Source organism: uncultured Fibrobacter sp. (genome assembly GCF_946062555.1).
Classification (GTDB): Bacteria; Fibrobacterota; Fibrobacteria; order Fibrobacterales; family Fibrobacteraceae; genus Fibrobacter.
Genome location: NZ_CAMGVQ010000079.1, coordinates 1 through 13,712, shown reverse-complemented (window position 1 = coordinate 13,712; position 13,712 = coordinate 1). Strand labels below are relative to the sequence as shown.

Below are 13,712 nucleotides of genomic sequence, written 5' to 3'. Positions count from 1 at the left end.
CGGCCGCATAAGGAAAAAAGTTCAATTAAGAAACCGGTTTTTCCTGTCGGAAAAACCCGACCACTTTATTTTAGCCCAAAGTACGATTAGTCTATAAACAACCAAGTTCCATCTCTAATACCGAGCACAGAAAATCCTACACGAGTAGGGTAAAAGACGTTTAATTTCCCCGTATACTACGTGAAGTTGCAGCAGGCTTACGTGTCAGAAGCAGCAAACATCGGTGACTGGTCTCAGATTGGTTATGCCGCTCCAGGAACAAACGGTACAACATCAAACTTCACTTATTCCCAGCCGACCACAGGATGGAAAAATAACACTGTAGAACTTGCAAGCGGTATGGAGGACGCTTGGGGTGCAAGCAACATTACCAAACTCAATGATTGCGCACAAGGTAAAAACTGGACTGTTTCTGTCGCTGCTGGCACATCGGGCTCCGCTTCCGGCGAGGCCACTTTCACCGCAGCAGTGGCCACCACCAATGGAGATTGCAAGGCTCTTACCCCCAATTTTGAAAATATCGGCAAGTAATCGCTTAAATATTTGCTAAAACAAAAAGAGCCCTCCTTAGGAGGGCTCTTTTTGTAAAAAGTAGCTTGTCAGCAATTATTCATACTCGGGTGTAACACGCAATACTGGCGGCATGCAGGTACACGCACGTATAGAAATAAAAAATCGTTCCGACGTAGCCGGAAGTTTTCTTTATACAAGAAAGGCTCCCAGAATCTGGAAGCCTTCAGATTAAACAACCTTTTAAAGGTTAGTTATGACCAATATTCGTGAAGTTTGCAGTCAAAGACGTGCAATCGGTCTTTGCAGTACCGCTCGTTGTAACGTCTGCTTCATAGGAAACCGAAGCGCCGTCACCAGTCTTATTGAACTTAATCCACCAGTAGCTGGCGATTTTGCAATCGTTCAAAGCGGTTTTAGTCGTGGCTCTCCAGCCTTCTGTTGCTGCACTGAGTGCGCCAACCATAGTCGTATTGTTATTTGCTCCAGTGAAAGAGTTGGTATAATCAAATACGGTAGTGGAATAGCTTTCAGAGTTTGTCTTGGTACCCGGAGCAATATAGCCAATTGCTGCCCAAGTACCAACAGCACCTGTTTCTGCTGCATGAGCATCCTGCAACTTCACGTAGGTTCCAGCGGCGGGGCCGACTTCGGAAGCCTTGGACTTAGCGATCATGCCGAACAGTTTCGGTACTGCGACGGCGGCCAGGATGCCCATGATCACGATCACGACCATCAATTCGATAAGGGTAAAACCTTGCTTTTTCATAGTGTACTCCTTGTTGTTTTGTTACACACTTGTTTGAGTTTTAGTCCCGTAAGTGGTGTTCAACTCGTTTATGTCTCTAATATACAATCATTTTTTCCCAAAAGCAATAGGTTTGTCAAAATTTTTTGCATTTTTGTCAAACTTTTTTCTCGGTTTCGTCACGTTTTTGTCTCAAAAAATTATTTTGTTCTGAACGCACGGCACCGAGATTTGCCGTTTTTGGTTGAAATTCGCCACATTTCGAGACAGATTTCGATGGTGTATATATACAAAATTTTCGGGCGAATGGGGAACTTTTTTCAAAAAAAGTATTCCAACTTGGAATAATTCCGTCATTTTCGCAACAATCAGCAAGCATTTTCGTAACAGAACCGTAAGATTTGATGCCGAGGATCGGGGGTGGCGGCACCCAAAAACAGCAAAAAGCCCGGCAAAAGCCGAGCCTTCATTGGTTGTTTTTAGGACGCAAAGACTACTTAGCACCCGCTTCCAGACCAGATTCACGCAATTTGAGCACTTCCTCTTTGGAAAGACGCGAATACTTGACGATTTTCTCAATAGGTTCACCATCTGCAAGCATAACTACAGCCATTGCGCGACGTTCTTCGGCGCGGCCTTCTTCCTTGCTTTCATGAAGGTCATATTCGTAAGTCATATACTTGTTCCTTATGAGAGTGTCGGCCTTGTAAAAAGACACCTGGTCGTTGATGGTTTTTGTTTCACGGGAGTCCGCATTCCTGGTCGCAAAGTATTTCATATATGCCTTGACAACCGGATCCGTAAATTCCTCGTACTTCTTAAAGATATAAAAATTTTTGAAAGTGCGGTCGTCCAAAGTAATGTTCGGATCCTCCTTCGCCCTATTTTCGAAATGATAACAAGGAAGTCCGCGTCCAAAAATGTCCATAGGGCACAAGAAAATGACATATTGTTCCTTGAGGCTGGTGTAATACTCCCCCTTCGAAAGGGCGACTCCGTCGCCCACACTCTGGTAGTACCTGGCACGCTGCGGGAGTTCCTTGGTGTCAACCATCTGCATTTCCAAATCAAAAGAGCGAATAGTTTCTCCGTTTTCGTTAGTTTCCCGCGCGAATACATCGTAGCGAACGCCCTTGTGTTCCGCGTCGTAGCTCAAAACGGCCTCCGGAATTGGCGTTTCCAGGTGATCGATTTTGATATCCAGCAAGTGCTCAATGAATGGCTGAGCAATGTGCTTGTTGCTGAACACAAGCCCGAACATAATTGGGTTGGTAATGTCAAGGTCATCAAAAGACTTAATATTCATGAATATTCCCTTTCGTGTTTAATTTGGGGAGGCCCCTATTACTTAACACGTTTGTTTCGGCCGCCCAATGCCATTTTTTTTGTAAAAACTTTGTAAAAAATGAAAAAGCCCGGCGTGAGCCGGGCTGCAAGAAAAACTAATGTTCAACTATTACTTCGCGGCGGCAGCGGCAAATGCGCGGCCGAGCTTTGCGAGGGCTTCGTCGCATTCCGCGGCAGACACGTTAAGCGGCGGGAGCATACGCAGCACGTTGCCCTTGGCGCTAAGCACCATGAGCTTTTCTGCGCGGGCGGCGGCGATGATGTTGCCCACCGGCATGGATTCGTCGAGAGCCACACCGAGAATCAAGCCTTCACCGCGGATTTCTTTGGCGAAGCTGTACTTTTCCACAAGGCTCGTCAAACCGGCCTTCAGCTGGGCGGAACGTTCAGCGACATTCTGGAGCAAGTCCGGGATCTGCTTCACGACAGCGAGACCTGCGGCGCATGCAATCGGGTTGCCGCCAAAAGTGGTACCGTGGTCGCCGGCCTTGAGCTGGTCGGCAATCTTCTGGCGCAGGAGCACCGCACCCAGCGGGAGACCGCCGCCGATTCCCTTGGCAAGCGTTACGAGGTCCGGATTCAGGCCGTACTTTTCGAAACCGAGGAAAGTACCGAGCCTGCCTACGCCTGCCTGCACTTCGTCAACGATCACAAGGCAGCCGTATTCCTTCTGCAGGCTGTTGATGGTCGCCACCATTTCGGCAGAGAGAGTCATCACGCCGCCTTCGGCAGCCAGCGATTCCAGCATGATGGCACAGGTATCGCCATCCACCTCGGCCTTCAAGGCTGCGCAGTCATTCCAAGTCACATGAACAAAGTCACCCGGCATAGAGCCGAAGCCTTCCCTGATAGCCGGCTGACCTGTCGCAGAAAGAGCAGCGAATGTACGGCCGTGGAAGCTGTTCACGAACGTCACGATTTTCTGACGATTCTTTTCGCCCTTCCGAGCGAAGTACTTACGCGCGAACTTGATAGCGCCTTCGTTGGCTTCGGTACCGGAGTTGCAGAAGAAGGCCTTGTCGAACTTGGTGATTTCAAGGAGGGCCTTGCCGAGATCAATCTGCGGGCAGTTCGGGTAGAGGTTGCTGATGTGGTTGAAGTGGTTCATCTGTTCCACAACCGCATCCTTAATCGCCTGGTTCTGGTGACCGAGCGCGTTCACGGCGATACCCGCCACGAAGTCCAGGTACTTGTTGCCCTGGTCGTCATAGAGGTAAGAGCCAACGCCTTCCACAAAGTTGATGTCTGCCTTGCCGTAGAGCGGCGCGATAATTTGTTTGTCCTGTTCGAGCAGGTTAGCGCAAGATTGTGCCATAGTTTAAATCTCCATTAATTTGTTTGCCAAAATGTTCCGCGTCCTTCCAACCCACGATGTGGATGCTCTTGAGTCCTCGTCGGATCGACTTGAAACTCTCGCGGACTTTGGGAATCATACCGCCGGAGATGACGCCAGCCTCAATCAGCTTTTCGGCGTCCGCTTCGCTCAGTTCGGGAATCACATTCTTGTTTTCGTCCATCACGCCCGGCACGTCGCTCACCAGCACGAACTGGTCGGCCTCGAGCGCCACAGCCAGTTCGCTTGCAGCCGTGTCGGCATTCACATTCCAGCTCATGCCGTCACCGATAGAAATCGGGCTTACCACGGGAACAAACCCCGCACCCCAGAGCGCGGTCACGACGTCCGGGTTCACCTTCTTGATTTCGCCCACCAGGCCAAGGTCTACCTTGCCCTGCTTCTTGACCACCTGGAACAGGTTCGCGTCTACGCCCGAAATACCGACGGCGCCACAGCCGTTGTTCAGGAGCATGCGCACAAGCTTCTTGTTCACGTGGCCCGAGAGGGTCATCTCGACCATCTTCATGATGCCGGGGGTCGTGACTCGGAGGCCGTCGATGAATGTGGGTTGTTCCTTGAGCAAGGCAATGTTTTCGTTGATGTCCTTGCCACCGCCGTGAACCACGGCCACCTGACAGCCACTACCGGGGAGGGTAGAGACTGCCGACACAAAATCAGCCAGCTTGGCTTCGTCGATTGCCAGGCTGCCACCAATTTTTACAACCACTTTTTTCATCGTGAGCGAGTTCCTCTCGTTTTATTTTTACGGAGACAAATTTAGAAAAGTAGACAGTAGGCAGTAGGAAGTAGACAGGGAAAAGCCCTCATTATCCCTTTTTGAATGTTTTTTGTAATTTTTCAACTTTTCCTTTTTTTACAGAACTAGATTTTGTTATATTGCATATATAAATTCAACCTAAGACACAAAGAGGTATATTATGGCAATCACGAAAGTATGGCTGGACGAATCCAATGACGAATGCGTCTCCTGCGGCGCTTGCGAAGCTACTTGCGACGCAGTGTTCAGCGTTCCCGAAAAAATGCAGGTGAAGGAAGGCGTCGACTATTCCGCTTACGAAAGCGAAATCAAGGACGCTGCCGACAGCTGCCCGGCCGGCGTGATCAAGTACGAGTAATCATTAGGGGCGCTAGGCGTCAGTAACGAACTCAAAACCTTAAAGCCTTGTCTTCGGACAAGGCTATTTTTTTAAGCGTAAAAGGAGGTCCCGGCACAAGGCCGGGAAGACATTTTTTTTAGCGTAAAAGGAGGTCCCGGCACAAGGCCGGGAAGACAATTTTTTTAAGCGTAAAAGGAGGTCTCCCCGTTCCGAGGATTGTGGGCACATAAGCAATAAATTGCAAGTGCCCACTAACCGGTCTAAGGCCGGGAAGACAATTCAGATTACTTCGCTAGGGCTTCGTACTGGGCTTTGACCCATTCGGCGCTGCGGGCGGTCGACTCGATGGTCACTTCGTCGATAACGCCGTTCCAAGTGTCATTCGCGATTTCGGTACCGCCAATGCGGAACGGCACGGGGTCCAAGAAATCCTTGAGTGTAAACGGCACACCATTTTCATCACTTACAAGTTCTCCATTCACATAAAAGAACAGCTTGCCGTCTTCATACACGAGTGTAATGTTCGCCCATTCATTCAAGGGCCGCACTCTACCCGGTTCGCTAAGCCAGACAAGCCCTGTCGGACTAATAGCTTCGCTCACCGCAGCAAAGGCTCCTACCGCAAAGTCGTACTGCAATTGGATTCTAGCAAAGGATTCAGCCCAATTGGACCTCTGTGCGAAAAGAATCTGGTAGAAGCTTCCTTCGCGGAACCCATTCCAAACCGTCCACAGCGACACGGTAAAGTCACCGGCACTCGGGTCGACATAGCCCAAACCAATATGTTGTCCGACCTTCAGCGAGACTCCCTCGCCCGAAATACCATCTACATAATCGATGTTATCCGGATCGGCTTCCGTCCCGTCGCTATTGTAGACCTTGGCCAAGCTATCGCTGCCATCTAGGTGAAGCGCATAAGAAATGGCGACAGCTTCGCTCGTATCCCTTGCGGTCGTGTCCTTGACGATGTCACTCGAATCCTTGGCCGTTGTATCTTTGACGGATGTATCTTTTTCGGTGGTATCTTGCGGCAGAATTTCAACCTGCGGGACCGTGATTCCTTCGGGGACGTTCACCATAATTCCCGCATAGGCGGCATTGTTGTAGTAACGGTAATCCGAGACTGTAAGCCAGCCGTTGTTTTGGCTCAGTTTTTCAAGGGGCGGGATCTTGACGGTGTCGCCAACAATGGTCGTCATGAAATCGAAACGGGCCTGCGGAACTTCAGCCACATACGCAAGTAAAATTTTGCCTACGGGCATGGAGTCAAAAGCAAAGGAACCGTCTGCTCCCACAGACGCAACGGCATTGCTGCCCACAATGCGCATATAACCGGAGCTGGCCTTGGCAACACTACTTTCAAGTCTGCGAGGGTGCCCCACCACCACAAGCGAGCTGCCCGAATCCTGGATACGCGAAAGCCCGGATTCAGAACCAGTTTCGGCATAGAGCACCACAGAGCGGGTGCTGTCGAATTTCAGCTCAAATTTTCCGTTGTCATCGGCGACAACTACGACAGAGTCTTCGATAGAAGTCTTGTCCCAGTTATCGTAGTAGGCCACCACGCGGGCATGAGCCACAGGCAGGTTGCCCTCGGTCACCACGAAGCCGCTAGCCACGGAGTTTCCGATATCGGTGACACCGCCGGCAGTCTCGTCGCTCTTGGAACAGGCTACCACGCCCAGGGTAAACAAGGAGACGGCTGCACAGCCCAACAAATTCTTCAAAGAAATAACGCCAGAGGCATTTTTTAACAAACTAACCATCACTTTGCCCCCTTTTCAATCTTCTTGCTCATCGGGAAAGCCACCAGCATCATCTCGTAGACGCGTTCCACGTCCGGGTCGTTAGCGGCTTTCGCGATTATTTTCTTGCGCGCCTCCTCAAGCACCTCGACAGCGTATTTGTAGGAGCGTTCACTCATGGCAAGCGTCGTGAACGCGGCGAAGCGTTCATTCTTCGGCATCGATTCAACGGCGCCGATAGCATGCTGAATGTATTCGCGGCGAATTTGCCGCAGCGCAATCGGCGGAATTTCGGCGGCATCGAGCATCTGCGATGTCGCCTCGTAGCGGTCCCCTACTTTTTTCAGCAAGTTCCACTCAAGTAAATTCTTGACGGCCTCGCGGGCTTCTTCGGTGGTAATCTGCGGCGTCAGCATACGGGCGAGCACCATGTAGTCGTCGTGCCAGTCGGCATTTACCGCCATTTCACGGATGACCGGATAGTACCACTTACTAAAGTAAGCCTGTTCACGAGTCGTTACATGCGTAAATTCGATTTGCTTGCGAATCTGGACAATCTGTTCCCAAGCGCTTTCACGCTCGACCACCTGTTGGGCCTGGTTGTACTGCACAAGCGCCTCGAAGTACGCCTTCTGGAGCGGCTCGAAATCCATAGCCTTCGCAATCTTCTCGATGGATTTGGGCGTCAAGTTGAAGCGCCCGCGGATAACGTTCAGGCAGTACGAGGAACTGCTGAATCCCGCCTTCGCTGCAAAGAAGCGATGCGAAAAGACGGCGCGCGTCTTTTTCTGTTCCTCAAAGTAATCCTGGAGAAACTTGCGGAAGTCGTCGTAGTCAAACAGATGCTCTAGCGCAATACACATGTTTTTAAAATAAATAATTTTTACACACTAAGCAATAGCCCGAGAAAATTTTTACACACTCCAAACGATCCTTTAGGGGCGATTTTTGACGGAAATCACAAAAAGCGGAGCTGTTGACCCCGCTTTCCAATTACAAGAAATGTTTACACAGCCGCTCTTGCCAACGTTTCGATTACATATTCACTGTACTTGACATCGCCCTTCGCGGCATTGCGCCTGAGGCCTTCGATTATCCAAACGGGCAAACGGAAAGACGCCATTCTGGTCTCGTTGCGTTTACGGCGTTCCTTGATTGCCTTGACGGTTTCTTCCCAAGGACCATCCGACACGATAGTAGAACCATCAGCAAGCCCTTCACGGAACTCGTCGGCCATATTACCGGCATATTCAAGAACTTCATCCTCAGTCATTATAGGATTTTGAGCTATTTTAAATTTTTCCATAGAACTTCCTCATCTTTATGAGCTCTACGAACCGTAACAACAGCATAAAGGTCTTTTTCTAAAACAACTACCCAGAATTCTTCATTTTCACATTAAATTTATAATTTGTAATACAATTTGTCAATATTTTTGTGAAGGGGCTAAAAAAAGTCACTCCATATACTATACACGCTTTTTTCGGGCCTCTGGGCACCATCTTGAACAAAATTTTACAACCATACAGAAAAAGCCCGCATCTAAAATGCAGGCTCAGTCTTTTTGGAGTAGGTATTAGTTAGGTATTACCTACATTCCTTTGCACTGCGATGCAGTGCAAGGATTACGGTTCGGTCATGGCAGCTCATGCAAGCATGGCTGCCGCGACTCTCGCCTTACATGCCTTTTTTGAAGTTCTTAAGGAGGGCGCTCATCTTGCCGGGCATGGCAGCGGCTTTTTTCGGAGCTGCACCGGGGCGGTCCTTGCCGGCGATTTTTGCCTTGAGGTCCGCAAGCGTTGCATGGCCCTGGATGCCGCCCTGCGGGCGGGCATTGCCGCGACCACCGTCGCGGCCGTGGCCACCGAATCCGCCGCGGTTACCACCTGCACGCTGGCCACGCGGGCCATTCGCACCGGCACCGGCAACACCGTCGGTAGATTCCTGCTTCATCGAAAGGCTAATGCGCTTCTGGCCCACGTCAACTGCCACGACGCGCACCTTCACGATGTCACCCACGGTAAGCACCGTCTTGGCGTCTTCCACGAACTTGTCGCTGATTTCAGAAACGTGCACGAGGCCGTCCTGGTGAACGCCGATATCCACGAATGCACCGAAGTTTGCCACGTTGGTCACGACACCTTCCATCCAGCTACCCGTAATCAGGTCCTGAATCGTGCGAATCTTGTCGTCGAACTTGGCGTAGCGGAATTCCTTACGCGGGTCGCGGCTCGGCTTCTGGAGTTCCTTGACGATATCGTCCAAGGTCGCCTTACCCACTTCGTCGGAGAGAAATTCTTCGAGGTTGATTGCCTTCACGGCTTCGGCGTTACCCACCATGTCCTTCACAGAGACGCCTGCCTTCTCAGCCATCTTTTCGACGAGAGCGTAGTTTTCGGGGTGAACGGCGGAATCGTCCAGCGGGTTTTCGGCACCAGGAATGCGCATAAAGCCGGCAGCCTGTTCAAAGGCCTTCGGGCCGAAGCCCTTCACGTTCTTCAAGGCTTCGCGGCTAGCGTAGGCACCGTTTTCTTCGCGGTATTTCACGATGGCTTCGGACAAAGTATTGCTAAGGCCTGCCACGTGAGAAAGCAGCGGAGCAGAAGCGCTGTTCACGTCTACACCGACCATGTTCACGCAGCTTTCCACCACTTCGTCCAGGCGTTTCTTGAGTTCGCGCTGGTTCACGTCGTGCTGGTACTGGCCCACGCCAATGGACTGCGGGTCCACCTTCACCAATTCGGCCAGCGGGTCCTGCAAACGGCGGCCAATGGAGATGGCGCCACGGGTCGTCACATCTTCCTTCGGGAATTCCTGGATAGCAATCATGCTTGCGCTGTAAACAGAAGCACCTGCTTCGCTCACGATTACGCGCGGCGGAACCTTGCCCTTGAACTTGGCGGACATTTCGGCGCAGAAGGCGTCCGTCTCGCGGCTAGCGGTACCGTTACCGATTGCAATCAAGTCAATCTTGTACTTGTCGATAAGGCCCATCAGGTACACGGCGGCACCGGCCTTGTCGTTCCACGGTTCGTGCGGTTTGATAATACCGTGGTCCATGAACTTGCCGTTTTCGTCGAGCACGGCCACCTTGCACCCCGTACGGAAACCCGGGTCGAGGGCGAGCACGGCCTTGTGGCCGGCAGGTGCTGCGAGCAACACATCTTGCAGGTTCTTGCTGAACACCTTGAAGGCTTCTTCTTCGGCAGCGTCCTTGAGCATCAGGCGCACTTCGCTTTCCATGCTCGGCTGGAGCAGGCGTTCCCAGGCATCCTGGCACATGGCTTCCAGGTAAGGAGTCCAGGTGGTGTTGCCCTTGATAATCTGCTGCTTGAGGTAACCGATCATTTCTTCGTTCGGCACTTCGATCGAAAGGCGGAGCACCTTTTCCTTTTCGCCACGGCGCAGCGCGAGCATACGGTGGCTCGGAATCTTCGATACCGGTTCGCTAAAGTCGTAGTAATCCTTGAACTTGGTTTCCTGACCTTCGAAATCCTTCTTGACCTTCGAAATCATGACACCGGTCTTTTCCATCTTGTTACGCAGGTACTGACGGAATTCGGTATTGTCGGCCACTTCTTCGGCCAGAATGTCGGCGGCACCCTTGAGGGCGGCCTTCGGGTCGGCAAGGCCCTTTTCTTCGGACAGGTAAATCAGCGCAATCTGCTCGGCGGTGTTGCCGGTTTCTTCCTGAGCCCACATCAGGCGGGCCAAGGGCTCCAGGCCCAGTTCCTTCGCGATGGTGGCGCGGGTGCGCTTCTTGGGCTTGTACGGAGCGTAAATATCTTCGAGGAGGGTCTTGTCCTTACAGGCTTCGATCTGGGCCTTGAGTTCGGGAGTCAGCTTGCCCTGTTCTTCGATACTCTTGAGCACGGTTTCTTTGCGGTCCACAAGTTCTTGCAGGTAATCGCGGCGGTGGCTGATATCGCGCAGCTCGATTTCGTTCAACGTGCCCGTCTGGTCCTTACGGTAGCGGGCGATAAAGGGGATAGTACCACCCTGGTCCATCAGCTCGAGCGCCTTGGCGACGCGCCATACTTCAAGGTTAAGCTCTTCGGCAATAATTGCAGAAAAATCCATAATGTAGTTCCGTTTTTTATGTTCGGTTCGAGGGTCCTGCCGTCCTGGTTTCATGCATGACGTGCGGCCCTAAGTTCAACCCAGCACCGCAGTGCGAGGTACCCCGGGAATTTTCCAAAGGTAAGGGGAATATAGATAATTCAAATGACAGCCGGGTGTCAAAACACGGCGTTTTTCTGTAAGTTTATTGTAGCTTTCGGCTAACTCACGGGTTCTCAACAACTTACGACTCGCACTGCAAACCTTTGGATTATTGAATATTTTTCTATCTTTGGGTCGGTCAGTTCGAAACCCATCCTGACTTTAAACAAAACTAGGAGACTTTATGCGTTCAGAAGCTGAACTCGAAGGCGTCACGTTGCTCGGCAACAACAAGACCCAGTACAAGACCACCTACAGTCCCGAAGTCCTCGAAAAATTCCCGAACAAGCATCCGGGAAACGACTACATGGTCACCTTCAACTGCCCGGAATTCACGAGCCTGTGTCCCAAAACCGGACAGCCGGACTTTGCCGAAATCAAGATCAACTACATTCCGGACCAGTACCTGGTAGAATCCAAGTCGCTCAAGCTGTACATGTTCAGTTTCCGCAATCACGGAGACTTCCACGAAGACTGCGTGAACATCATCATGAAAGACTTGGTAAAGCTCTTGGAGCCCAAGTACATCGAAGTCGAAGGGCTCTTTATGCCCCGCGGCGGTATTTCGCTCTACCCCTTCGCCAACTACGGCAAGCCGGGCACCGAATTCGAGGCGCTCGCCAAGACCCGCCTGTTTGCCGCAATCGACAGGAGGAAATAGGAGCGAGGCTCGAGGCTCGAGGCACGAGCACTGAGCGATGAGCCGACGAGTCATGCGCCTGCGAATGACATTTTTTTTCCTCTCTCGTCTATTTCCCTAACCACCAACCACTGTTTACCAACCACTTCCTACAGTCTACTTCCAACTACCTATGCAGAACGAAATCATCCTTATCGCCTCCATCTTCGTGTTCTTTGGCGGACTCGTCGGCTTTTTCCGTTTCTTCGGCAAGCAGGGCATTTTCGCCTGGACCGTGGTTTGCACCATTGCCGCCAACATCGAAGTCTTGATTCTGGTGCATGCTTTTGGGCTCGACACCACGCTCGGCAACGTGATTTTTGCCTCTTCGTTCTTGGCGACTGACATCATGAGCGAAATCTACGGCAAGAAAGAAGCGAGCCGCTGCGTGAAAATCGGCATTCTCGCGAACGTGACCTTCATCCTGATTTCACAGAGTTGGTTTCTGTACATTCCGGCCGCTGGCGACACCATGGCAGAACCCATCCGCACCGTGTTCGCCAACACCCCGCGCGTGATGCTCGCAAGCTTGTTCGCCTACGCCGTCTGCGAGCTATATGACGTATGGGCCTACCACGCCGTATGGAAATGGACCGAAAAGAAGTTCGGCTGTAAGAAAAAATTCCTGTGGCTCCGCAACAACGGCTCTACGCTGGTGAGCCAGCTGATCAACGTGGTCGTATTCAACCTGCTCGCCTTCGCTGGAGTTTTCCCGTGGAATACGATCGGTGAAATCCTAATTTTCGGTTACGGAATCTTCATCGTGACATCGCTGATGGACACCCCGTTCGTGTACCTCGCACGGCGAATCTCCGAGAAACATCCGGAATTACTGAAGGACTAATTCGGAGTTCAGAATTCAGATTTCAGATTTCGGATTTCAGAGTTCGGATTTCAGATTTCGGATTTCAGAGTTCGGAGTTTGAAATTTAGGATAAAATAAAAAAATGAGGATAAAAATTCCTCATTCCGTTTTTTCGACTTTTTTTCGGTTCAATGTTCTTCGGTTCCGTGTTCGCGGAAGAATTCCTTGGGCAAGGGTTTTCCCTGTTTTTGCCAGGCCCGGTATTCGGCGGTCGCCGTAAAGATGGCATCGGTCGAAGAATTCAAGGCCGTTTCGAGGCTATCCTGGACAACACCGATGATAAAGCCTACGGCCACCACCTGCATGGCCACTTCCGAAGAAATTCCAAAAGGCGTACAGGCTAGCGGAATCAGAAGCAACGAGCCGCCGGCGACACCACTCGTACCGCAAGCGCCCAAGGTTGCAAGGAAGCACACCGCCAAGGCAGAAGACATGGTCACCGGAATTCCGAGCGTATGCACCGTCGCAAGCGTCATCACCGTAATGGTAATTGCAGCGCCACTCATATTGATGGTCGCACCCAGAGGAATCGATACCGAATAGAACTCGCTATCCAGTCCCAGCTTTTTACAAAGGGTCATGTTTACCGGAATGTTCGCCGCGGAGCTGCGGGTAAAGAAGGCTGTCACGGCGCTACTCTTGAAACACTTCAACACCAGCGGATAGGGGTCGCGGCGAAGCATAACGCCCACAATCGCAGGAACAACAACAAACGCCATAAAAAACATCGTCACGACAAGAATCAAGATTAGCGAACCATACGTCTTGAAGATTCCGATGCCGTTTGTAGAAACAGAAGTGAACACGACACCCATGATGCCTATCGGAGCGAGATTGATAATCCAGCGCACCACCAGCGTTACCGACGCAGTCAAGTCCTTCAAGACGCTCAGGGTTGTTTCACTGGCAATTTTCTTGATTGCAAATCCCAAACAGGCGGACCAGACCAGAATACCGATATAGTTGGCCTCGACAATTGCAGCAAACGGGTTCGATACCGCATGGATCAGCAAATTATGCATGACCTCGGAAATATCGGATGGAGCCGCAGATGCACCAAAGGCATTCGCAAGGTCCAATTTCTGCGGGAAAATAAACTACCCTGCACTGAAAGTGCAGGGTTTTGTATGTCGTATGCGGATG

General features: G+C 51.2%; 13 protein-coding genes. 4 read left to right on the top strand and 9 right to left on the bottom strand.

The annotated features are described in order from the left end of the window. Nucleotides 1-180 precede the first annotated feature (180 nt). Nucleotides 181-531: a hypothetical protein gene (locus tag Q0P86_RS15355; RefSeq protein ID WP_295040668.1), complete on the top strand. Its 351-nt coding sequence runs from the start codon at nucleotides 181-183 to the stop codon at nucleotides 529-531. A gap of 229 nt (nucleotides 532-760) precedes the next feature. On the opposite strand, the gene Q0P86_RS15350 is transcribed toward Q0P86_RS15355, so the two are convergent. The 4 genes from Q0P86_RS15350 to argB form a co-directional block, all read right to left on the bottom strand. Next, on the bottom strand, nucleotides 761-1,279 hold the full coding sequence (locus Q0P86_RS15350) for a type IV pilin protein (protein WP_294986828.1): 519 nt from the start codon (nucleotides 1,277-1,279) through the stop codon (nucleotides 761-763). Nucleotides 1,280-1,751: 472 nt separating this feature from the next. Continuing rightward, nucleotides 1,752-2,564 carry a PD-(D/E)XK nuclease family transposase gene (locus tag Q0P86_RS15345; protein ID WP_291024249.1) on the bottom strand — a complete coding sequence of 271 codons (813 nt, stop codon included), beginning with the start codon at nucleotides 2,562-2,564 and terminating at the stop codon, nucleotides 1,752-1,754. Nucleotides 2,565-2,714: 150 nt separating this feature from the next. After that, nucleotides 2,715-3,920, bottom strand: a complete 1,206-nt coding sequence (locus Q0P86_RS15340; protein WP_295040666.1) for an acetylornithine/succinylornithine family transaminase — start codon at nucleotides 3,918-3,920, stop codon at nucleotides 2,715-2,717. Then, nucleotides 3,901-4,677, bottom strand: coding sequence for an acetylglutamate kinase (gene argB, locus Q0P86_RS15335; RefSeq protein ID WP_295040664.1), 777 nt, complete (start codon nucleotides 4,675-4,677; stop codon nucleotides 3,901-3,903). The genes Q0P86_RS15340 and argB overlap by 20 nt, the downstream gene beginning before the upstream one ends. Nucleotides 4,678-4,879: 202 nt before the next feature. Between argB and Q0P86_RS15330 the strand changes: the two genes are divergently transcribed. Then, nucleotides 4,880-5,077, top strand: coding sequence for a ferredoxin (locus Q0P86_RS15330; RefSeq protein ID WP_073187634.1), 198 nt, complete (start codon nucleotides 4,880-4,882; stop codon nucleotides 5,075-5,077). Nucleotides 5,078-5,343: 266 nt separating this feature from the next. On the opposite strand, the gene Q0P86_RS15325 is transcribed toward Q0P86_RS15330, so the two are convergent. The 4 genes from Q0P86_RS15325 to Q0P86_RS15310 form a co-directional block, all read right to left on the bottom strand. Beyond that, nucleotides 5,344-6,825, bottom strand: coding sequence for a LamG domain-containing protein (locus tag Q0P86_RS15325; RefSeq protein ID WP_295040661.1), 1,482 nt, complete (start codon nucleotides 6,823-6,825; stop codon nucleotides 5,344-5,346). Next, nucleotides 6,825-7,667, bottom strand: coding sequence for a TIGR02147 family protein (locus Q0P86_RS15320; RefSeq protein ID WP_295040659.1), 843 nt, complete (start codon nucleotides 7,665-7,667; stop codon nucleotides 6,825-6,827). The genes Q0P86_RS15325 and Q0P86_RS15320 overlap by 1 nt, the downstream gene beginning before the upstream one ends. 143 nt (nucleotides 7,668-7,810) lie before the next feature. Beyond that, nucleotides 7,811-8,077, bottom strand: coding sequence for a hypothetical protein (locus tag Q0P86_RS15315; protein WP_294113971.1), 267 nt, complete (start codon nucleotides 8,075-8,077; stop codon nucleotides 7,811-7,813). A 404-nt stretch (nucleotides 8,078-8,481) separates the two neighbouring features. Further along, complete coding sequence (locus Q0P86_RS15310; RefSeq protein WP_294983794.1) at nucleotides 8,482-10,884, bottom strand: Tex family protein; 2,403 nt, start codon at nucleotides 10,882-10,884, stop codon at nucleotides 8,482-8,484. Between the two features lie 325 nt (nucleotides 10,885-11,209). On the opposite strand from Q0P86_RS15310, the gene queF reads away from it, so the two are divergent. Together queF and Q0P86_RS15300 are read left to right on the top strand one after the other, a co-directional pair. After that, the gene (queF, locus tag Q0P86_RS15305; protein WP_290991895.1) at nucleotides 11,210-11,686 is read left to right on the top strand and encodes a preQ(1) synthase; all 477 of its coding nucleotides are present in this window, start codon (nucleotides 11,210-11,212) and stop codon (nucleotides 11,684-11,686) included. A 151-nt stretch (nucleotides 11,687-11,837) separates the two neighbouring features. Then, on the top strand, nucleotides 11,838-12,548 hold the full coding sequence (locus Q0P86_RS15300; RefSeq protein ID WP_290991898.1) for a queuosine precursor transporter: 711 nt from the start codon (nucleotides 11,838-11,840) through the stop codon (nucleotides 12,546-12,548). A gap of 149 nt (nucleotides 12,549-12,697) precedes the next feature. Here Q0P86_RS15300 and sstT read toward each other — a convergent pair whose 3' ends face one another. Continuing rightward, nucleotides 12,698-13,663, bottom strand: coding sequence for a serine/threonine transporter SstT (gene sstT, locus Q0P86_RS15295; protein WP_295040670.1), 966 nt, complete (start codon nucleotides 13,661-13,663; stop codon nucleotides 12,698-12,700). Nucleotides 13,664-13,712 lie beyond the last annotated feature (49 nt).